The 20,216-nt window shown below is 71.0% G+C and carries 19 protein-coding genes and 3 pseudogenes; 13 read left to right on the forward strand and 9 right to left on the reverse strand.

The annotated features are described in order from the left end of the window. Nucleotides 1-17: 17 nt before the first annotated feature. Nucleotides 18-457, forward strand: a pseudogene (locus SSPS47_RS00265) (DNA starvation/stationary phase protection protein); the annotation flags it as partial. A gap of 68 nt (nucleotides 458-525) precedes the next feature. Here the strand turns inward: SSPS47_RS00265 and SSPS47_RS00270 are convergent. After that, the gene (locus SSPS47_RS00270; RefSeq protein WP_164247514.1) at nucleotides 526-783 is read right to left on the reverse strand and encodes an HU family DNA-binding protein; all 258 of its coding nucleotides are present in this window, start codon (nucleotides 781-783) and stop codon (nucleotides 526-528) included. A gap of 199 nt (nucleotides 784-982) precedes the next feature. Here SSPS47_RS00270 and SSPS47_RS00275 point away from each other — a divergent pair, with 199 nt between their 5' ends. The 3 genes from SSPS47_RS00275 (at nucleotide 983) to SSPS47_RS00285 (ending at nucleotide 3,349) form a co-directional block, all read left to right on the forward strand. Continuing rightward, nucleotides 983-1,396, forward strand: a complete 414-nt coding sequence (locus SSPS47_RS00275) for an SRPBCC family protein (RefSeq protein ID WP_164247516.1) — start codon at nucleotides 983-985, stop codon at nucleotides 1,394-1,396. 81 nt (nucleotides 1,397-1,477) lie between these two features. Further along, nucleotides 1,478-1,693 (forward strand): hypothetical protein, encoded by a 216-nt coding sequence (locus SSPS47_RS00280; protein ID WP_164247517.1) that lies wholly within the window; start codon nucleotides 1,478-1,480, stop codon nucleotides 1,691-1,693. An 813-nt stretch (nucleotides 1,694-2,506) separates the two neighbouring features. Beyond that, entirely contained in the window at nucleotides 2,507-3,349 is an 843-nt protein-coding gene (locus SSPS47_RS00285; protein WP_239065192.1) for a SpoIIE family protein phosphatase, read from the forward strand. Nucleotides 3,350-3,415: 66 nt separating this feature from the next. Here SSPS47_RS00285 and SSPS47_RS00290 read toward each other — a convergent pair whose 3' ends face one another. From SSPS47_RS00290 to SSPS47_RS00300, 3 genes and pseudogenes are all read right to left on the reverse strand, one after another. Beyond that, on the reverse strand, nucleotides 3,416-3,811 hold the full coding sequence (locus SSPS47_RS00290; RefSeq protein WP_164247520.1) for a hypothetical protein: 396 nt from the start codon (nucleotides 3,809-3,811) through the stop codon (nucleotides 3,416-3,418). A 280-nt stretch (nucleotides 3,812-4,091) separates the two neighbouring features. Further along, a complete protein-coding gene (locus tag SSPS47_RS00295) occupies nucleotides 4,092-4,373 on the reverse strand; it encodes a hypothetical protein (RefSeq protein ID WP_164247522.1) in 282 nt (93 codons plus the stop codon). Then, nucleotides 4,370-4,630, reverse strand: a pseudogene (locus tag SSPS47_RS00300) (hypothetical protein); the annotation flags it as partial. The pseudogene SSPS47_RS00300 and the gene SSPS47_RS00295, both read right to left, overlap by 4 nt. Nucleotides 4,631-4,632: 2 nt before the next feature. Here SSPS47_RS00300 and SSPS47_RS00305 point away from each other — a divergent pair. The 3 genes and pseudogenes from SSPS47_RS00305 to SSPS47_RS00315 all read left to right on the forward strand — a co-directional run. Further along, a pseudogene (locus SSPS47_RS00305) lies at nucleotides 4,633-5,118 on the forward strand (PP2C family protein-serine/threonine phosphatase); the annotation flags it as partial. A 423-nt stretch (nucleotides 5,119-5,541) separates the two neighbouring features. Next, nucleotides 5,542-6,420 carry a polyprenyl diphosphate synthase gene (gene uppS, locus SSPS47_RS00310; protein ID WP_164247523.1) on the forward strand — a complete coding sequence of 293 codons (879 nt, stop codon included), beginning with the start codon at nucleotides 5,542-5,544 and terminating at the stop codon, nucleotides 6,418-6,420. Further along, the gene (locus SSPS47_RS00315; protein ID WP_164247525.1) at nucleotides 6,417-7,889 is read left to right on the forward strand and encodes an oxygenase MpaB family protein; all 1,473 of its coding nucleotides are present in this window, start codon (nucleotides 6,417-6,419) and stop codon (nucleotides 7,887-7,889) included. The genes uppS and SSPS47_RS00315 overlap by 4 nt, the downstream gene beginning before the upstream one ends. Before the next feature lie 228 nt (nucleotides 7,890-8,117). Here the strand turns inward: SSPS47_RS00315 and SSPS47_RS00320 are convergent, their stop codons facing one another. After that, complete coding sequence (locus SSPS47_RS00320) at nucleotides 8,118-8,714, reverse strand: TetR family transcriptional regulator (protein ID WP_164247527.1); 597 nt, start codon at nucleotides 8,712-8,714, stop codon at nucleotides 8,118-8,120. A gap of 54 nt (nucleotides 8,715-8,768) precedes the next feature. Here SSPS47_RS00320 and SSPS47_RS00325 point away from each other — a divergent pair, with 54 nt between their 5' ends. The 5 genes from SSPS47_RS00325 (at nucleotide 8,769) to SSPS47_RS00340 (ending at nucleotide 13,465) form a co-directional block, all read left to right on the forward strand. After that, on the forward strand, nucleotides 8,769-9,656 hold the full coding sequence (locus SSPS47_RS00325; RefSeq protein WP_239064699.1) for an NAD(P)H-binding protein: 888 nt from the start codon (nucleotides 8,769-8,771) through the stop codon (nucleotides 9,654-9,656). A gap of 124 nt (nucleotides 9,657-9,780) precedes the next feature. Continuing rightward, entirely contained in the window at nucleotides 9,781-9,915 is a 135-nt protein-coding gene (locus SSPS47_RS35920) for a hypothetical protein (RefSeq protein WP_275405129.1), read from the forward strand. Between the two features lie 469 nt (nucleotides 9,916-10,384). Beyond that, nucleotides 10,385-11,323 carry an AfsR/SARP family transcriptional regulator gene (locus SSPS47_RS00330; RefSeq protein WP_275405130.1) on the forward strand — a complete coding sequence of 313 codons (939 nt, stop codon included), beginning with the start codon at nucleotides 10,385-10,387 and terminating at the stop codon, nucleotides 11,321-11,323. Nucleotides 11,324-11,500: 177 nt separating this feature from the next. Further along, nucleotides 11,501-12,838, forward strand: a complete 1,338-nt coding sequence (locus tag SSPS47_RS00335; RefSeq protein WP_164247531.1) for a tetratricopeptide repeat protein — start codon at nucleotides 11,501-11,503, stop codon at nucleotides 12,836-12,838. An 18-nt stretch (nucleotides 12,839-12,856) separates the two neighbouring features. Continuing rightward, nucleotides 12,857-13,465 (forward strand): tetratricopeptide repeat protein, encoded by a 609-nt coding sequence (locus SSPS47_RS00340; protein WP_164254307.1) that lies wholly within the window; start codon nucleotides 12,857-12,859, stop codon nucleotides 13,463-13,465. 722 nt (nucleotides 13,466-14,187) lie between these two features. Here SSPS47_RS00340 and SSPS47_RS00345 read toward each other — a convergent pair. From SSPS47_RS00345 to SSPS47_RS00360, 4 genes are read right to left on the reverse strand one after another with little or no spacing between them, the layout of a single operon-like run. Further along, nucleotides 14,188-15,318 carry an XdhC/CoxI family protein gene (locus SSPS47_RS00345; RefSeq protein ID WP_164247533.1) on the reverse strand — a complete coding sequence of 377 codons (1,131 nt, stop codon included), beginning with the start codon at nucleotides 15,316-15,318 and terminating at the stop codon, nucleotides 14,188-14,190. Then, the gene (locus tag SSPS47_RS00350) at nucleotides 15,311-17,482 is read right to left on the reverse strand and encodes a xanthine dehydrogenase family protein molybdopterin-binding subunit (RefSeq protein WP_164247535.1); all 2,172 of its coding nucleotides are present in this window, start codon (nucleotides 17,480-17,482) and stop codon (nucleotides 15,311-15,313) included. Before SSPS47_RS00350 ends, SSPS47_RS00345 begins: the two co-directional genes overlap by 8 nt. Beyond that, nucleotides 17,479-18,471 carry a xanthine dehydrogenase family protein subunit M gene (locus SSPS47_RS00355; RefSeq protein ID WP_164247537.1) on the reverse strand — a complete coding sequence of 331 codons (993 nt, stop codon included), beginning with the start codon at nucleotides 18,469-18,471 and terminating at the stop codon, nucleotides 17,479-17,481. The genes SSPS47_RS00350 and SSPS47_RS00355 overlap by 4 nt, the downstream gene beginning before the upstream one ends. Continuing rightward, nucleotides 18,468-19,046, reverse strand: coding sequence for a 2Fe-2S iron-sulfur cluster-binding protein (locus tag SSPS47_RS00360; protein ID WP_164247539.1), 579 nt, complete (start codon nucleotides 19,044-19,046; stop codon nucleotides 18,468-18,470). Before SSPS47_RS00360 ends, SSPS47_RS00355 begins: the two co-directional genes overlap by 4 nt. A 262-nt stretch (nucleotides 19,047-19,308) precedes the next feature. On the opposite strand from SSPS47_RS00360, the gene SSPS47_RS00365 reads away from it, so the two are divergent. Then, nucleotides 19,309-19,905: a TetR/AcrR family transcriptional regulator gene (locus SSPS47_RS00365; RefSeq protein ID WP_164247541.1), complete on the forward strand. Its 597-nt coding sequence runs from the start codon at nucleotides 19,309-19,311 to the stop codon at nucleotides 19,903-19,905. The last annotated feature ends 311 nt before the right edge of the window (nucleotides 19,906-20,216 follow it).

Here is a 20,216-nt window from a genome sequence, read left to right on the forward strand (position 1 = left end):
GCCGAGGCCGTCCGCAGGACGTCATTGGCCCGCACTTCATCGCCGTACACGAGATGATCGACCCGCGGGTCGAGAAGGTCCGCTCCATGACGGACGATCTCGCCGAGCGCATCGCGACTCTCGGCGGCGAGCCGAACGGAACCCCCGGCTCCCTGGTCGACGCGCGCAGCTGGAACGACTACTCGATCGGCCGCGCCGAAGCCATCGAGCACCTCGGGGCCCTCGACCTCGTCTACACCGCCCTCATCAAGGACCACCGGGAGGCCATGCGGGCCACCGAGACGGCCGACCCGGTCACCCAGGACATGCTCATCGAGCAGCTCCGCGGCCTGGAACTGTTCCAGTGGTTCGTCCGCGCCCACCTCGATCCAGCGGCGGCAAGCTCAGCACCCTCGGCGCGACCACCGAGTCCGGTGCCGCCGGACAGACATCCGACCAGGCCCGAAGCCAGCCCTGACCGCGCCGGGCAGCAGGCCCGGCCCCGGCCGTCCGGCGGGGCAGCGGTCAGCGGTCAGCGGTCAGCGGTCAGCGGACGGTGCCGTTGAGATACTCCTCAAGCGCCTGCCCCGGCCGCAGCGCCGGGCCGGAGCCCTCCAGGTGAAAGCCACCGAAACCGATCAAGGTCACCTGTTCACCGCGCTTCAGGCTTTCGGCGATCACCCCGGCGTGCTCCACCGTGCCGAACAGTGCGTCGACCACCCGCCCGACCTCTTCCCGCGTAAGCCGCTCACCAGTCCGGGCCGTCTTGCCTGCTACCGCTTCGACCAGTGCGTCCTTGTCCATCCGGACCCCTTCTCGGTGATCATCATGCTGCCGCCGGAGCGGTCTGGGGCTGCCATGACGCTCGCAGCGTGCCCACGTATAGCAGGCCGGCCGTGCCCTCTCCTCGTGGCGCGCGGGTGCCGCCGCCCGCGCAGGTCATCAGAGCGATGAATTCAGGATTCCGTTTGTCTGGGGCGCCGCTCAGGGCAGAACGGGACTCATGGGTGACTACGACAATTCGATCATGGTGGCGGTCGGGCCGGAGCGGCTGTTCTCCTACCTCGCCGACGTGCAGAACCTGCCCGCCTACATGCCCCGGCTGACCTCCGCACGTCCCCATGACGGCGACCGGGTCACGGTGACCGCCCACATCGACCCACCAGACGCGCCCGACCACGACGTCACCAGCGAAGCCTGGATCCGCGTCGTCGAGGAAGGCAAGAGCCTTCAGTGGGGAGCGCCCGGACCCCACGACTACCGGGGCCACCTCCATGTCGCGCCCGGCGACAACCCGGACAGCTCCCGGCTCACCGTCGAACTGCACACCCAGACCACCGAAGGCAGCCACGTCGACCACGGCCTTCAAGAAGCGCTGAACGGCATCAAGACCGCCGTCGAGAACGCCGAACACTGAGCAGCGCCCGCCATCGACGCCGTCCCCGGCCAGCGGGCGGCCGGCCCGAGTCTCACCCGCCCCAGAAAGTGAGTGATCCACATGTTCGTCAAGAAGCTGCACGAGTCCGGAGTCCGCGCCGAGCACGCTTACACCGCCGGCTTCATCTCCATCGGCCTGTCCGTCATCTCCTGGTGCGGATCGCTGAACGTGGAGAACAAGGGCGAGGAACGCGCCGACCGGGTGGGCATCTTCGTCGGGGAATGGGCGCCCACCTTCTTCGCCCTCGGCCTGGCCCTGTCCACCTACGAGAAATAGCGCCCCACGGCAAGCGGCACCTGCTCAGAGCGGCTGCCAGGCCCCGCGACTTACCCGGCCCGCGAACTTCCGGCGGACCACGACAGGGATGGGGAGCGAGCTTGAGGAGGGCGTCAGGAGCCGCTAGTCCGGCCGGATGCTTGCACCGGACGGCGGGTACACGCCCGGTCCACGCGACGAAGAGAAGCCCCCCATGGTGTCTGGCACGATGCCCCGGATGCTGGGCGCGGCGACTGCCGCCTACAGCGTCGCGATCTGGGGAGCGCTGTGCGCCGCAGCCGCCGGCCACGTCGGCCACATGTCCTGACACCGCCGACAGGACAGAACCGCGGTCCTCCGGCACCGGCCCGCAAGCCACGGCCTACGCGGGACGGCGGGGGGCGTCCTCACTCGGGCCCGTTGACACATCTCGTGGCAGAACGACTGACGTTCTCGTGGCAGGAGACATGGCAGAGCTCATCGCACCCACCGCACCCACCGCACCCACCTGCGGAAACGCCATTGAGGGCTCATAGGGAGCGGGCCGGGTTGCCGGGAGATCGCCTTTTCGACCAACGCGCTATGGCGGATCAGAGCGAGGCACAGGGCGGGCCGGGGCGGGCGCAGCTGGGCGCTGTCCAGCCGCCTGGTGACACCTGCGTGTCACCACCGATGGTTCAAACACTTCGGGCGAACGGCGATAGATTCACCTAAATCGGTGGCCCGGTTTCCGGACCTAGGCTGCTACGACCGTAGGGGGGCGGCACGGTGGCGAGGCCTCCTGAGGAACGCGGAGTCACGCACAGCGCTGGTGCGCGGGACAGGTTGCTGCCCGTGCTGCCTGCTCTGCTGCTGTTCATCGGCCTGTTCATCGGCCTCTTCACACCCAGCGACGTCAGGCCGGTTGCCTTCCTCGCCACGGGCATGGTTTCTGCCGCCTCGCTGCTGTCCCTCTGGGGGACCGTGCTCACCGGAGTGGGCGCGTGCGTCATCCTTTTCGGCCTGATGGTGCACTTCAATGCGCTGCGGGATGCGACCGCCTACTCGGAGCTGGCCACCGTCGCGGCAATCGCGGTATTCGCCGTCTTCCTAAACCGCCTACTCTCCCGACGCACCCGGCAGCTGGTTCAGGTCCGCTCAGTGGCCGAGACCGCCCAGCTGGCGGTGCTGCATCCGGTACCACGCCACCTCGGGCACGTCACGCTCGAGAGCGTGTACCTGGCCGCCGCGGCGGAAGCCCGGATCGGCGGCGACCTGTACGAGGCAATCCGCACCCCGCACGGCGTACGGCTGCTCATCGGCGACGTACGCGGCAAGGGCCTGCTCGCAATCCAGGCGGCCGCGAGCCTGCTCAGCGCCTTCCGCGAGGCCGCCCACGACGCGCCTGACCTGCCTCACCTCGCGCGCCGCCTGGAGACGAGCATCAGCCGCCGCGCCTCCCAGTACCCGGGGGTCCCGGGCTCGGAGATCGCCGAACGTTTCATCACCGCTCTCCTCGCCGAGATCCCGGACGACGAACCGGTCGTCCGGACCGTCACCTGCGGCCACCCGCCCCCACTGCTGCTGCACCGCGGCGAGGTCCGGGAACTGCAAGCCGCCGCCCCCTCGCCGAGCGCATCCGCTCGTGGAGCGGCGAGGCGCCCCACCAGCTCCTCAAACATCTCCACCGCGACCTGATCGCTTACAGCGGCGGCGAGCTCGACGACGACATCGCCGCCCTCATCGCATGAAAGATCACGATCGTCAGCGGCGCAGGGCGTCGCGCAACGTGATGCCGTGCCGGGTGCGAAGCCTGCGGAGCTCCCATGTCGCGACCGGGGTCACGGCCGGGGGCGGCCCGAGGGTGAGCATCAGCCGTGCTCCGAACGGCGCGCTCACGGCGCTCACCACTGGTCGGTGGTGTCGGGCGGTGGTGTCGGGGCGGGCCCAGCACCACTGGTCGAGCCGGTAGGTGTGCAGGGCGTGCAGCGGGATCTGGTGGCGCTGGCCGTGTTCGTCTTCGACCGTGATCTGGTCGCTGTCACGGTCGATGATGAGGAGCAGTCCGGGGGCGGGGCCTGTGGCCTCGGGGCGCAGGGCCCATGCCTGGCCGGGGGCGGCGAGCAGGAACGGGTCACTCGCCAGGACGTCTTCGTACACGACCCGGTAAGCGACCAGCTCGGGCAGCAGGTCCTGGGCGATGAGGTCGCGGGCCAGGCCGCTGATGAACTCGGCGGCGCGCTCGGGGCCGATGAGAAAGTCCAGGGGACTACGGGGAACTGCATGGCGAAGGACTCCTGGGACGTGAAAGTGAAGGGGTCCCAGGGGTGTCCGGCCGACCGTGTGGCCGGTGACTCAGCGGACCGCCCCTGGGGCGTTGCCGTGCCCGCGCGCCGCCCTCCGGTCACAGGGGCGGTTGTCACAAGGGGCGCGGTGAGGGTCAGGCATGGTCGTCGGCCTTGTCGCGGGTCTCGGGCTGGATGTCGGAGGCGAACCTGCCGAGGCGCGCCTCGGCCGCGTTTCCGGTGATCCAGCTGTCCGCGCAGGCCTTGTGGACGGGCTCGCCGTAATGGGAGCGCATCGGCGTGCGGCTGCCGCACAGCACGCACGGCAGGGTCCGGCCAGCGTCGACGTGACGGGCGTCGCGCCAGTCCAGCAGACCGCCGGGTGCCGGAATGCAGCCCTGCTCGAACAGCGGCGTCTTGCCTCGTCTGCGGGTCACGGCAGCAGGCCGGGCAGTTGCTGGAGCACCTGCGCGACCAGGTCCTCTGTGGGCTTTTGCCGCCCGAGCTGCCCACGTGCGGGGATCGGCAGCGCGAGCTCCTGGACGTCGGCGAGTACCAGGTGCCACGGGCCGGGTTCCGCCCACTCGGTACAGGGCGGGGAGCCGTCCGGATCCTGGTGGCAGTCGGCCAACCGGGCGACGCCGATCACGGCGCCGGTGACCAGCTCGCGGCCACGGACCGTCCGGCTGACCAGCCGACCTGGCCGGCCAGGCCCACAAGATCCACCAGGCCCTCCGCGACCACGGCCACCACACCCTCACCACCGGCCAGCTCCCGCGCATCGCCCTCGACGGAACCGGCGCACAGCTCGTCAACGCCGGACACCCCTGGCCACTGCTCCTGCGCGACGGCACGGTGAGCGAGGTACACCTGGACATCGATCTGCTCTTCGGCGCCCCCGGAGGCACTGTCTACCACGTGCAGGACCTCGACCTGCGCCCCGGGGACCGCCTCCTGCTCCACACCGATGGCATGCAGGAACGACAAGCCGGGTCCGTCGACCTGCCCGGCCTCATTCGCAACACCGCCTGCGAACATCCCCGCGAGGTCGTGCGCGTCCTGACAGCAGCGGTCACCGACACCTGCGACGGCCACTTGGCCGACGACGCCACCGTGCTGTGCCTCGACTGGTACGGCCCTCACCACGACACCCGCCACACCCACACCGGAGCCCGCCGATAAGGACCGCGCCCCGTCCCGCCGGAGACCGGCGATGGCGTCTGACGGCGAACTCACCGCCCCCGAGCCTGCCGGCGAACGCACGCGGGCCCGCCCAGGCGGTGAGCCGGGGGGCCGAACGCGGCGAGGACGGTGTCACCGGCCGCATGGCCGAAGCCGTCGTTGACCTGGTTGAAGTGGCCGGCGTCGGAAGCGCGCGAGTTCGCGGATTCTTGGGTGCGGTCACGCTCCAACCCGCGCATCGACCGGAGCTTCGAAAGGGCCTGTGCGCGAGTTCGCCGCTCTGGCACTCGGACGGATTCGATCGTACGAGTCAAGGGTGACGGCCACTCGTTCGGCCGGTCAGGGCCCTTTCGCGCTGTCAGACTTCCGGGAGGGATCGCGCCGGTGGGGCGTGGGCGAGGCGGGAGCGGCGAGGCAGGGTGGGTGACCGAGCGCGGTACGGCCGGTCGTGCCGCTTCGGACGGGGCGGGGCCGGACATGACGGACTACGGCGTGCCGCGCGCACGCGCGGTGACAGAGGACAGGCCGGGCGGGCGACACTGCGTTGGCGGACCCGGCGGGCAGCGGCGTGAAGAGGGGGCGGCGCGTGCGGGGCCGCGGCATGTGGCCTGCGTGATGGACGGCAACGGCCGTTGGGCGCAGCGGCGTTCGCTTCCCCGTACGGCGGGTCACCGGGCCGCGGAGACCGCCGTCATCGACGTCATCGAGGCGGCCCGGGCCGCCGGCGTGGAGTGGCTCAGCCTGTATGCCTTCTCCACCGAGAACTGGAACCGCCCTGGCACCGAGGTCGAGTTCCTGATGCGTATGGTGCGCCGGGTTGTGCGCAAGCATGCGCCGCTGCTGCTCGCGCGCGGCATCCGCTGCCGTTTCCTCGGGGTCGCCGACCCGCGCATCCCCCGTGAACTGGCCCAGGACTTCGACGACTTGGCGGCGCTGACCGCCGGCAACCGGGGGATGACGCTGACCGTCGCCTTCGACCACGGCGGGCGCCGGGACATCGTCGAGGCCGCAAGGTCGCTGATCCGCAGCGGGACGCCCGCCGACGAGGTGACCGAGCGGCTTTTCGCGGACCACCTGCCTTTCCCCGACACTCCCGATGTGGATCTGGTCATCCGTACATCCGGTGAGCAGCGCATCTCCAACTTCATGCTCTGGCAGGTCGCCTATGCCGAGTGGGTCTTCCCCGAGGTGCTCTGGCCGGACTTCAGGGCTCCCGACTTCGTCGCCTGCCTGCACACCTACCGGCGCCGCGACCGCCGCTTCGGCGGCGTGCCCGCCCGGACGAATGGAGACCCATCATGAGCACCGAAATCACGGGAACGGCCGACGAGGCATCCTTGTTCGGCCCGAAATCGCAGTTCAGCACCCTCTTCGACGACCCGCGCTGGGCCCTGGCCATGATCCGCGCCACCGTACTGGAGGCCGCTCACCCGCAGATCGGCGCCGCCCTCATGGACAACTCCACCTTCGTCGCCCACCCCTGGCGCCGACTGCGCAACACCTTCCTCAGCATGCGGCGTATGTTCGGCACCGACCCGACGGTACTCGAACGGGAGGCCTCCCGACTCAACCGGCTGCACGCCCGCATGAGCGGCTCCGACTCCCGCGGCCGAGCCTACGACGCGATGGACCGCGCGACCCGCGCCTGGGTGGTCGCCACCCTCTTCGAGAGCGCCGTCACCATGTGCCGGCTGAGCGGCCAGCCGCTGGACCAGGACACGATGGAGCGGATGTACGCGGAGTACCGCGCGTTCCTCGCCGCGCTCGACGGCGACGCCGCGGAACTCCCCGAGGACCTCAACGACTTCTGGCGATACTTCGACCGGGTTGTCGAAAACGAGCTGGAGAACACCGAGGCGGCCCGCGTCATCCTCTACCGGCTCTTCGACCACCTGCCCGCCCCTGCGATGCTCGACGGCGCGCCGACACTGTGGGCGGCCGGCCGCACTGTCGCCGGGCCGCTCCTGGGCGCGATCACCGTCGCCTCGCTCCCCGAGCCCTACCGGCGCCGGGCCGGCCTGCCCGAGATGCCCGGCGCCCCAACCCTCATGCAGGGCGCCTACCTCGCCGCCGGGCTCGCCCGATTCCTGCCCGAGGGCTGGATCAACGCCGAAAGCATCATCGAAGCCCTTTCACTCTCGCCGGACAGCGACGACCCCCGGGCCCGCACCGTTGCCGCCCTGCGCGTCCGCATGAAGCGGGCATCGGCCCTGCTCCGCCTCCTCACACCACTGAGCGGCAACCCCAGCCCTGCCCCGGCACCTTCGGCGGGCGCAGAAGAGAACCGGCGCTCGGCGGAGGAGTTCTTCCGCCGAGTGCTGGATCAGACCGGCGACGGTCATCTCGACTGGCCTGACCTCGCCGCCATGGCACGCGAACTGTCCACCCGCCTCGACCTGGACGAACCCGAGGAGACCCGGCTCTACGACGCCTTCGCCGCCTGGTGGCGCGAGCTCCAGGCGGCCCTCGACACGGACGGCGACGGCCGCGTCAGCGCCGAGGAGTACGCCACCGCCGTCCCCTCCCTCGCCGGACCCGCGCTCATCCGCGTCGCCGAGGTCCTCTTCGACGCCACCGACAAGGACGGCAACGGGACCATCGACGCGGACGAGTACCGGGCCCTCTTCCGCACCGCCTTCCACCGCGACCTCACCACCACCGACGGCACCGACGGCACTTACGGTCGGAGCGCCTTCGTGGGCGACTTCCTCTCCTTCATGGCGGGCCGCCGCGCGGGCACCCTGTACGACCCCCTCCTCGCCGACGCCTGACGAGCTCATGCATGCTCCAGACCAGAGTGGCCATCGTCAGAGCCTTGAACGGCGACGTGCGTCGGTGGACCGAGCAGAGCCGCGCCCTCATGAACCGGACCGTTGTCGCCTCCGGCGATGGTCGGAGGACGCCGGCACCGATAGAAACAGCGCGAAAGCGGGCTGAGCGGGCCGGTGGCAACGCGTGCACCGGGCTGCGGAGCCTTCTTCTACCGGGAGTGTCGCCTGTCACCGCAGTTGTTTGAATGCGTGGTCGGCGTCGGCTACGGCCTCGGGGTGGACGTCGTGGGCGGTTCGACCGTCGGCGACCTTCTGCCAGTTGGTTCGGGCGAGCACCCGTTGGACCGCGAGTACCTGGGCGGCCTGCAGGCGTGCGTGGATGCCCTCGCCGAGGGCGTCCGCCAGCGCCTCCTCGTCATCGAGCTGGTACCGCGTGAGCCTTCCCGCCAGGCTCGGTGTGGTGAACACCAGCCGGTGGAACGCCACCACTTCGGGATGATCGTTGAGGCCGGTGACGGGGTTGTACCGATCGAGGCCGTCCCGGAAGTGCCGGTGCAGCGCCGTCACCGGCTTGATGCCGGACCTGCGGTCACGTACCACGCGTGCCGCCTCTCCTTGGTGGTCCGCAAACCGGTGCAGCACCAGGTCTTCCTTGGTGGGGAAGTACCTGAAGAGGGTCGGCTTGGAGATCTCGGCCGCCGCGGCGATGTCGTTGACCGAGACGCGGTCGAAGCCGCGCTCCAGGAACAGCGATACGGCCGCGTCGCCGATGGCGTCGCGCGTCCGCTCCTTCTTGCGGGCCCGCAGTCCCGTCGACTCGCTCATCTGACCACCGTAACATTCATTACCAGGTTGCTTTTTTAACCTAGTAACGTTTCCATGAGCGGCATGAATCAGATCGACATTCCTCCCGTGCTCGTAACCGGGGCGACGGGCCGGGTCGGCCGCGTCGTCATCGACCAACTCCTCGACGCGGGCGTACCGGTCCGCGCCCTCACCCATCGCCCCGAGGCTGCGGCGACGCTGCCGGCGAAGGTCGAGGTCTTCACCGGCGACCTCACCGTGCCCGAGACGCTCGACCGGGCATTGAATGGCGCCGGAGCGGTCTTCCTCGTCTGGACCGCCCCGCCTCAGACCGCCGAAGCGGTCGTCGAGCGGCTGGCGGCCCACGTGCGGCGTGCCGTCTTCCTCTCCTCCCCGCATCAGACGCCGCACCCCCTCTTCCGGCAGCCCAATCCCATGGCGGTGCTGCACGCCGACATCGAGCGCCTCATCGCGGCCACCGGACTCGAGTCGACGATCATCCGGCCGGGGATGTTCGCGTCGAACTCGCTGGCCTGGTGGGCGCCCGCGATCCGGGCCGGCGAGGTCATCCGGTGGCCTTACGGCGCGGCCGAGTCGGCACCGGTCGACGACCGCGACGTCGCAGCCGTCGCGGCGCGGACGCTCTATCAGGGTGGATACGTCGGAGGCGACTACGTCCTCACGGGCCCCGAATCACTTTCCCAAGCCGCCCAGGTGGACGTCATCGGTGACGCCCTGGGGCGCCGGATCGCATTCGAGGAGATGACGCCGGACGAGTTCCGAAGCCTGTGGGAGGGCACGGCGCCCAACTCGGTCGTCGACATGCTGCTCGCCGCGTGGAGCGCGGCGGTCGGACAGCCCGCGTACGTCACCACTGCGGTGGCCGACATCCTCGGAACGGCGCCGCGCACGTTTCGCCGGTGGGCCGCCGACCACGCCACCGCGTTCACGGAGGGTTCGTAACCTCATCGACCGCGATCTGCGCCCCTGGCCGCCTCGCCGGTGTTGTCCAGGAAGCACGGCAGCGGATGGAAACCGAGGCCGCGTACTTCCGGCCGGGGCTGGGGTCGTCGACGACCTGGCGGACGTGTTCGGCAAGGTTGGCGGTGGTGACCGGCTCGCCGTGCGGGCGGGCGTGTCGGGCGCCGGCACCGTCCACTTGCCCACCTCGGCCTTCTTGGTGCCGTCCTGGCAGTACAACACCGAAGCGTCACTGCGGTAGAAGCAGATCTTGGCGTAATTGGTGACGTTCGGCCAGATGTTGACGCACGTCGTAGCTGGCCTTGCCGTCATAGCAGGCATCGGCCGCGCCGGCCGCCGGTGCGGTGGCTGCCGGCTGGAGTGAACAGCCGCACAACCGGTCGCGCCGCGACGTGCAGGAACCTCCAGGCGCCCATCGGGTCAGGTCGAACGCTCATGGGCGGAATTCCTCCCCGTTGACGTTGTTCGGTCTGTGCGGAGTGCGAGTGCCTCAGCGGCGGTTGGGCCGGACTCATCCCCGGTAAGGGTGGAGGTGACGGCTGCGGTGTCCGCGGTGGCGGTTACCACCATGGCGAGCCGTCGTGCAACACCCCTGCAGGAAACCTAGGGTTCGCTTGGTGGGGCCGTGTCTGCGGCCGGGCGCACGGGCGGGGGCTGGTGTGGAGTTTCGGTTGCTGGGTGGTGTTGAGGCACGGTCGGACGCGGGCCCGGTGGAGCTCGGACCAGCCCGGCAGCGGACGGTGCTGGCAGCTCTGCTCGTGGACGCGAACCGGCCGGTGCCGGTGGATCAGTTGGCTGACCGGGTGTGGGCGGACGGGCCACCGCATCGAGCCACGCAGACCCTGTACGGCTATGTGTCCCGGTTGCGCCGCCTGCTGCCGGGGGTGATCGCCCGGGGGCCGGGCGGTTATGTGTGCACCGTCGACGAAGAGATGGTCGACGTGTACCGGTTCCACCGGCTGCTCGGGGCGGTCCGGCAGGCCGACGACGATGCGCGGGCGGTGGCGCTGTTCCAGAAGGCGCTGGCGCTGTGGCGCGGCGAGCCGTTCGCCGGGGCCGACACCCTCTGGTTCAACACCGTCCGCGACACCCGCCAGAAGGAACGGTGGGCCGCCGAACTGGACTGCGCCGACCTGCGACTGCGGCTCGGTGAACACACCGCGCTGCTTGCCCTGCTCGCCGGGCACAGCACCGCCCATCCGCTGGACGAGCGGCTGGCCGCCCAGTACATGCTCGCCCTGTACCGCTGCGGCCGGCAGGCCGACGCCCTCGCCCACTACCGGCACCTTCGCGGCATCCTCCGGCACCGACCCCGGGCAGGCCCTTCAGCGCCTTCACCAAGCAATCCTCGCCGGGGACACGGAGCTGAGCCCCACCGTGCGCCCGGGTCCCCGACCGGCAGCCGCACCTGCGCCCACGGCTGCGCCGACCACCGCCTCGCCCGGCGTGGGCACCGCCGGCGAACGCGCCGACCCGATGCCGTCCCACCTGCCCCTCGACGTCCGGGTTTTCGCCGGCCGGGACGCCGAGCTCGACGAGCTGGACGGCCTGCTGTCCGCCGGCTCACCCGCGGTCATCGCAACCCTGGCCGGCACCGCAGGGGTCGGCAAGACGGCGCTGGCGGTGCGGTGGGCGCACCGGATGCGTGACCGGTTCCCGGACGGCCAGCTCTATGTGGACCTGCGTGGCTACGGCCCGGACGAGCCGGTGTCGGCAGCCGACGCGCTCGCCGGCTTCCTCCGCGCGCTCGGGTCGGACGGAGCCGCGCTCCCCGAGACCTCGCCGAGCGCACGGCCCGCTTCCGGTCCCTGCTCGGCCGGCGCCGGATGCTGGTCCTGCTGGACAACGCCCGTACCGCGGCTCAGGTGCGCCCGCTGCTGCCGGCCGGCATGTCCTGCTTCACCCTGGTGACCAGTCGTGACTCGCTGGCCGGGCTCGTCGCCAGGGAGGGCGCGCACCGCATCGGGCTCGACCGGCTGCCGCAAGCCGAGGCTGTCGGCCTGCTGCGCACGTTGCTCGGCGCGTCCGCCGACGCCGAACCGGCCGCGGTCGACTCCCTGGTCGAGCGGTGCGCAAGACTGCCGCTGGCACTGCGCATCGCGGCGGAACTGGTCCGTTCACGACCGGCCCATACCATCGGCGGCCTGGCCGACGAACTGACCGAGCAGGTCACCCTGGACCTGCTGGAGGTCGACGGAGACCCGCAGACGGCGGTGCGCGCAGTGTTCTCCTGGTCGTACCGGCAGCTTGACCCGCCCGTGGCGCGGGTCTTCCGGCTGCTCGGCGTGTATCCCGGACACGACACGGACGCCTACGCGGTGGCGACGATGACCGGGACCGGGCTGCGGGACACCCGCAGGGCGCTCGACGTGCTGGTCCGTGCCCACCTCGTTGAGCAGACTCCCGGCGGCCCCTACCAGCCGCACGACCTGCTGCGTGTCTATGCCGCCGAGCTTGCCGAGACCGCCGGCGACAACACGGGACCGCTGACCCGGCTGTTCGACTACTACCTCGCCGCCGCGGCCGCCGCGATGGACACCATCGTCCCGCACGAGGCCGAACGCCGGCCCGATATTCCCGCACCGGACGCCGGGACACCGACATTCGGCGACTACCACGCGGCGCTCGGTTGGCTGGACAGCGAGCGCACCAACCTGCTCGCCGCCACACAACACGCCGAGCCGGACTACGTGATCAGGATGTCCGACACCGTGTGGCGCTACCTCAACATCGGCGGATACCACGACGACGCCATCGTGTTGCATACACGCGCACTCCATGCCGCCGAAGCTCTGGGCGACGTCAAGGCCGAGGCCAACGCGCGGCGGGCATTCGGCGGCGCGGCACTGAGGACGGGAGTCGTGTTACCGGCGGTCGCTCACCTGGAGCGGGCTCTCGCCCTCTACCGGCAGGTCGGCGACCGGTCATTACAGGCAGCGACGCTGAACAACCTCGGCGTCGGGAACCGGCGGCGGTCGAACCTGGTCGCGGCGGCGGACTGCTTCCGCCAGGCTTTGACCCTCTACCAGGAGCTCAGCGACCAGCGCATGCGCGCGCCGGCCACGAACAACCTCGCACGTGTCCTGCACATCCTGGGCCGGTCCGACGAGGCGCTCGAACTGTTCGGGCAGGCTCTGGCCATCGCGCGGGAGAACGGGAGTTGAGGCAGCGAGGCGAGCACGCTGTGCGGTCTGGCGGACGCCAGCGCCGCGGCCGGTCGTCACCAAGAGGCGCTGGACTACGCGCATCGTGCCCTGACGAACGCGCGCAACGCCGGTCACCGCAGCCTCGAAGCCACCGCCATGCGGGCGCTCGGAGTCGTGCACCGCTGCCGGGGGGATCACGAGTCGGCGATACGCCACCTCGACACCGCACTGCGGATCACCCAGCGCGTAGGCGATCTGGAGGAGGTCGTGGCGACGCTCAGCGCGCTGGCCGAGGCGCACGCCGCCGCGGGGAACCCAGGCGAGGCGCTCCGGCTCTACCAGGAGGCGTTGGCCGTGGATATCGGGAGCGGCCAACGCGACCTTCGGGCCCACGCGCTCGGGGGCATCGGTGACATCCACGCCGCACTCGGCGAGCACGGGTTGGCCCGCGATTTCTGGCAGCAGGCGCTGGTGATCCACCGGGAGCTGGGCATGCCGCAGGCCGACGGGGTGTCGGCGAGGGCCAACGGGCACAGCCGCCCCTCGCCTCCTGCCGAACAGAGCCCGCGGAACCTGACACAGCCGGGCGGGACCCCAGCGGATCCGGACCACCTTGCAACGGCCGGCCATCGGCTGCCTGAATAGCTACGTCCTCGTCTGGCACCGCCTGCCCCACGGCATCGCGTCCTACCTCGGTGCGACCCCCCGGGAGTGGCCGTGCTCGCCCGACCGACCGGCGGCGTCGAGGCGGAGCTCCGCAACGAGCGACGTCCGCGAGGCCGGGACAGACACGTTTCTGGCTCTCAGCGACATCGCCAGTGATCTCCCGCTGCCCGCAGCGGGAGAAACAGCCGATGACGCCGGCGACACGCTCGTCGGTGAGCTGTTCGTCCGCGGCTGGCGCGCGGCGTTGCAGAAACCCACTGCGGCTGGACGACCCGCGTCTGGGCGCATGGCTGGACTCCCCCGGTTGTCCGACGGACAGGTCCTGCCTCGGGCAGCGGCGGTGCTGTACGGCCGTCGCGGTCAGCACGGTGCGGCCGAACCGCTGGTGGGCTCCTCCGACAGCTCCGACCTGGGCAGGACGCGCCGCAGGCTGGTGGTCGACCTGCTGATTGCCGAGCAGACGCTCTCCCCTGCGGAACACGGACTGACAGGCCCCGCAACGACGCCGGCGTCACGGCCGCGTGAGCATCGTCCCCTGGCGCCACCCAACCGCACAGCCCGTTTCCCATGCGGCGCAGACCAACGGACACAGCCGCTCGTCATGACCGACGATCAGGTGACCGCCCCGACGATCTCCTCGGTCGTTTCACAACTGGACGGGCCCGGTCATCAACACCACCTCAGCCACGCCGGCGCCCCGTTCAGGCTCTCGCCCCCGACAGGTCGCGGTGGATGGGCTCCGCCCGGCCGGTCAGCGGCAGGCCCGTGCCGCCCCGCCGGGCCGCGACGACCTCCGCCGCGATGGACAGGGCAGTTTCCTCGGGCGTACGGGCGCCGAGGTCCAGGCCGATGGGCGAACGCAGGCGGTTCAGCTCGCCCTCGCTCAGGCCCGCCTCTCGCAGGCGCCGTATCCGGTCCTCGTGGGTACGGCGTGAGCCCATCGCGCCGATGAACGCGATCGGCATCCGCAGCGCTTCCGTGAGCAGCGGCACGTCGAATCTGGCCTCGTGCGTGAGCACGCACACGACCGTCCGCGCGTCGGTAGGGGTGCGCCGCAGATAACGGTGCGGCCAGTCGACGACGACCTCGTCGGCCTCGGGGAAACGGGCTTCGGTGGCGAAGACGGGCCGTGCGTCGCACACGGTCACGTGATGGCCCAGGAGCTTCCCCGCCCGCACCAGTGCCGCGGCGAAGTCGACCGCGCCGAAGACGATCATGCGGGGCGGCGGCGTGCTGGTCTCGACGAGCAGGGTAAGTCCGCCCGGGCAGTGCGACCCGTCCTCCGAGAGTGCGACGGCGCTGGTACGGCCGGCGTCCAGCAGGGCCCGGGCCTCGGCCATGGCGGTGCGGTCCAGTTCCGGGTGGCCTACGAGCGAGCCCTGATGGGTGCCGTCGGCCCGGACGAGCAGGGCCCGGCCGAGCAGTTCCTCCGGGCCGCGTACCACCCGGGCCAGGGCAGCCGACTCGCCGGCGGCCGCCGCGGACAGCGCGGACCGCAGCACCGCCCGCTCCGGCGAGTGGGCGCGGACCGGCGTGACCATCACGTCGATGGTCCCACCGCAGGTGAGCCCGACCGCGAAGGCGTCCTCGTCGCTGTAGCCGAACCGTTCGCGCACGGACCGGCCGTCCTGGAGTGCCCGCTCGCACCGTTCGTAGACCGCGCCCTCCACGCAGCCACCGGACACCGAGCCGATCGCTGTGCCCTCGCTGTCGACGGCGAGGGCGGCTCCGGGTCCGCGCGGCGCACTGCCGCCGACGGAGACGACGGTGGCGACGGCGAACTCCCGGCCCTCCTCCGTCCAGCGGTGCAGCTCGCCGGCGATGTCAAGCATGCGCGGCTCCTCCGCCCTCCGGGGGCGCCCCGGCCGGGCCCCGCATGGCGGCTGTGAGTACGCGGTCGGGGCGGATCGGCAGGTTCCGGTGACGTACGCCGGTGGCGTGCCAGACCGCGTTGGCGACAGCCGCCGCCGCACCCACGATGCCGATCTCACCGATGCCCTTGATGCCGACCGGGTCGTCCGGGTCGTGGTCGTCCACCCAGTCCGCCTCGATGTCCGGGACATCGGCGTGCGTCGCGACGTGGTAGCCGGCGAGGTCGGGGGCGTAGAGGCGGCCGGTGTTCCGGTCGCGTACCGCCTCCTCGTGCAGCGCCATGGAGATGCCCCAGGTCATGCCGCCGACGAGCTGGCTTCGGGCGGTGAGCGGATTGACGATCCGGCCGGCGGCGAAGATGCCCAGCATGCGGCGTACCCGGATCTCTCCAGTGGTGACATCCACGGCGACCTCGGCGAACTGGGCACCGAAGGAGTGTCGTTCCTTCTGCGCGAGGGCACGGACAGCCTCGGTGGTGTCGGACCGGACGGTCAGCCCCTCCGGGGGGATGACCGGGGTCAACGCCAGCCGCTCCCGCACCTCGGCCGCCGCGGCCGTGACCGCCCAGGCCCACGAGCGGGTGCCCATCGAGCCGCCGGCGATCATCGCGGGGCCGAAGTCGCTGTGCCCGATACGGACTTGGACGTGTTCGGGCGCGGTTTCCAGCGCATCGGCGGCGATCAGGGTGAGAGCGGTGCGGGCGCCGGTGCCGATGTCGGCGGCGGCGATCCGTACGGTGAAGGAACCGTCCGCCCCAGCCGTCGCCAGGGCCGTGGAGGGCGCGGCCCCGGCGCCGAAGGACGCCGCCGCCGTGCCGGTGCCAAGGAGCCAGCGTCCGTCCTGGCGCACGCCGGGACGCGGGTCGCGGTCCGACCAGCCGAATCTGCGGGCGCCCTCGCGGAAGCAGGCCGACAGGTTCCGGCTGCTGAACGCGAGCCCGGAGACGGGGCCGGTCTCCGGCTCGTTACGCAGGCGCAGCTCGATGGGGTCGACACCGCACCGTTGCGCGAGTTCGTCGAGGGCCGCCTCGATCGCGAACGATCCCGGGGCCTCGCCCGGTGCGCGCATCCAGGTCGGGGACGGCACGTCGAGCCGTACGACGTGGTTGGCCGTGCGGTGTGCGTCGGCGTCGTACATCACCCGGGCGACGCCGGCACCGGGCTCAACGAACTCGTGCACGGTCGACGTCTGGTTCAGCGAGAGGTGTTCCAGGGCGCGCAGCCGGCCGTCGGGGTCGGCGCCGAGCCTGACGCGCTGCGTCGTGGGGCTGCGGTAGCCGGCCAGCGAGAACATCTGACGTCGGGTCATGACGACCCGTACGGGGCGTTGCAGGGCGGTGGCGGCCATCACGGCGGACACCTGGTGGGCGCGCAGGCCCTTGCTGCCGAAGCCGCCGCCGATGTGCTCGGAGCGCACCCGCACCGAGGATTCGTCGAGCGAGAACATCTTGGCCAGCTCGCCGTGGATCCAGGTGGTGCCCTGGTTGGAGTCGACGACCTCCAGCCGGTCGCCGTCCCACAGTGCGGTCGCCGCGTGCGGCTCGATCATGCTGTGGTGTTCTTCGGGGGTGGAGTACCGGGCGTCCACGACGACTGCGGACGCGGTGAGCTGGGCCGCCAGATCGCCCTTCTCCGTCTCCGCAGGCATGTGTCCCTGGGCGGGGTAGGCGCCGGGGTGGTCGGCGACGAGCTCGGTGTCGTGCGGCTCCTCGTCGTAGGTGACGACAAGCGCTTCGGCGGCCTCCCTGGCTTCCTCGGGTGTCGTGGCGACGACCAGCGCGACCGGCCAGCCGGCGTACGGCACCCGATCACCCTGGAAGACGGCGGCGGTCGGGTCCGGCGGAACGCCGAGCAGGCCGACGTAATCGGTGTTCAGGCGTGGGGCGTTGCCGTGGTGCAGAACGGTGAGGACGCCCGGCATGCCGAGGGCCGGGGCGGTCTCGACCGAGCGTATTCGGCCGCGGGTGATGGTGGACAGGACCAGCCAGCCGTGGGCCAGGTCGGCGAAGGGGATCTCTCCCGCGAAGCGGGCAGCGCCGGTGACTTTTGCGCGGCCCTCGACGCGGGTGTGCGCGACGCCGACGGCCTGTCGCAGCGCCGCGGCTCCTGGCGTGGTGAGCGTCATCGGACGTCCCCCTCGGCGAGTTCGGTCAGGACGGAGACCACGAGGTTGCGTATGAGGGTCACCTTGTATCCGTTGTCGGGCAGTGGTCTGGCGGCCGCGAGTTCGGCGTCCGCGGCGGCCGCGAAGGTCTCGCTGTCGGCGGGGGCCCCGGTCAGGACGGCTTCGGCCGCGCGGGCGCGCCAGGGCCGGGATGCGACGGCCCCGAAGGCCAGACGTGCTTCGCGTACGCGGCCGTCATCGATGTCGAGTGCGGCGGCGACCGAGCCGATGGCGAAGGCGTACGAGGCGCGTTCGCGCACCTTGCGGTAGCGGGAGCGGGCGGCGACCGGAGCCGGCGGCAGGCTGACGTGGGTGATCAACGCGCCGGGGGGCAGGGTGGTCTCCCGGTGCGGGGTGTCGCCGACGGGAAGGTAGAAGTCGGTGAACGGTATCTCGCCCGGCCCGTCGGGGGTCTCGTAGGAGACCACGGCGTCGAACGCTGTCAGTGCCACGCCCATGTCGGAGGGGTGGACCGCCACGCAGTGGTCGGAGGCGCCGAGGACGGCGTGATTGTGGTGCTCGCCGTTGATGGCGGGGCAACCGCTGCCCGGGGCACGCTTGTTGCAGGGTTTGCTCACGTCGGAGAAGTAGCCGCAGCGGGTGCGCTGGAGCAGGTTGCCGCCGGCGGTGGCCATGTTGCGCAGTTGCCCGGAGGCGCCGGCCAGTACGGCCTGGGTCAACGCCGGGTAGCTGCGGCGGACTTCGGGGTGGGCAGCGAGATCGCTGTTGGTGACGGTCGCTCCGATACGCAGACCACCGTCCGCGGTGCGCTCGACCTGGTCGAGCGGGAGTTCACGGACATCGACCAGCCGGGCGGGGCGTTCGACGCCGGTCTTCATCAGGTCGACGAGGTTGGTACCGCCGCCGAGGAACCGCGCGTCCGGGGCGGCGGCGAGGAGGGCGAGCGCACCGGCGACGTCATGGGCGCGCTGATAGCCGAACTCCCTCATGCGACTGCCTCCTTCGCGGCTGCCGTCCGCTCCTCTTCGTAGGCCTCGGCCGCACGGGTGACGGCCTGGACGATCGAGACGTAGGCGCCGCAGCGGCACAGATTCCCGCTCATCCGCTCGCGGATCTCGGCCGGTGTGAGTGGTGGCGGCCCCGCCTCGGGACCCACGTCGTCGGTGACGGCGCTCGGCCAGCCGGCCGCGTGTTCCTCGATGACGGCGATGGCGGAGCAGATCTGTCCCGGGGTGCAGTAGCCGCACTGGTAACCGTCGAGGTCGAGGAAGGCCTGCTGGACGGGGTGCAGCTCGCCTTCCTCGGCCACTCCTTCGACGGTCGTGATCTCGCGCCCCTCGGCCGCGACCGCGAGGCTCAGGCAGGACACGACGCGACGCCCGTCGACCAGGACGGTGCAGGCGCCGCACTGGCCTTGGTCACAGCCCTTCTTGGTGCCGATGAGATCGAGCCGCTCGCGCAGGGCGTCGAGCAGGGTGGTGCGGTGGTCGATGGACAGATGATGCTTCTCGCCGTTGATGTTCAGGATGATCGCACTGGAAGTCGACGAGGGAGCTGGGGCCATGATCAGCCTTCTCTGTGTCTGTTGACAGGAATCGGGCCGTGGTCAGCGGTCAGGTTTCGGTGGTAGCGGGATAGGGGCCGCCGGCAACAACGGAGAGTCGGGGGTGGGGCATGACGTGAAGGCTCGTCAGGAGGCTGCGGCTCGGCGGCGGCCAGCACTAAGATGGGAGCTAACCGGACTGCTGTCCACTCACACCGAACGTAACGGACAGCTGTCCGGTTAACAAGGACGGGATTCGGCCACGAACCCGTAAGGAGGACGCGTGCCCCACTCGAAGAAGGACACCCCCCTGCGTTCGGACGCACAGCGCAACCGCGAACGCATCCTGCAGGTCGCCATGGCCGAACTGACACGGCAGGCGGACGTCCCGCTGAGCACGATCGCCAAGAAGGCCGGCGTCGGCCAGGGCACGTTCTACCGCAACTTCCCCCACCGCGAGGCCCTCGTCCTGGAGCTCTACCGCCACGAGATGCAGCAGGCCGCCGACGCGGCAGCCGACCTGCTGGACACACACGCACCCGAACAGGCCCTGCGTGAGTGGATGAACCGCCTCGCGGGGTTCGCCATGACCAAGGCCGGTCTGGCGGACGCGATCCGACTGGTCACCAGCACGCCGGGCGGCCCCGCCAAACCGGGCCCCACCCCGGTGATGGACGCTGCCGGAATCCTGCTCCGCGCCAACGAGAAGGCCGGCACCATCCGCCACGGAGTGACCCCGGACGATTTCTTCCTGGCCATCGCGGGTCTCTGGCAGATCGATCCGCACGAGGACTGGCAGCCGAGATCCACCCGGCTCCTGGACATCGTCATGGACGGACTGCGCGCGGGGGCGCCCGGGCCCGGCGCCCCAACCACCTGAACACGCCCCAGAACCACCGCAGATGCTGTACCGGGATCACGTCGCCCTGCCGAACGCGCAACGACGAACACTCCGGCCCCACTCCGGCCGGCGCTCCACACGGACCTGCGTCCACGCCGCATCCAGCCACCGCCGGCACCGTTCACACCCTCACCCCGCCGACCCCGCCCCGCACGCACGTGCCAGTCGTGGTCCCCGCCTGTGGCTGACGGAACCGGCAGCCACACCGACAACTGCTCCAACGGCAGCGCCGCCGGCCACCCCGATCTGCTGCCGACCTGGCGACCTGCCGCCCTGGCGAGCAAAGACAT

It is taken from the genome of Streptomyces sp. S4.7, assembly GCF_010384365.1.
GTDB lineage: Bacteria > Actinomycetota > Actinomycetes > Streptomycetales > Streptomycetaceae > Streptomyces.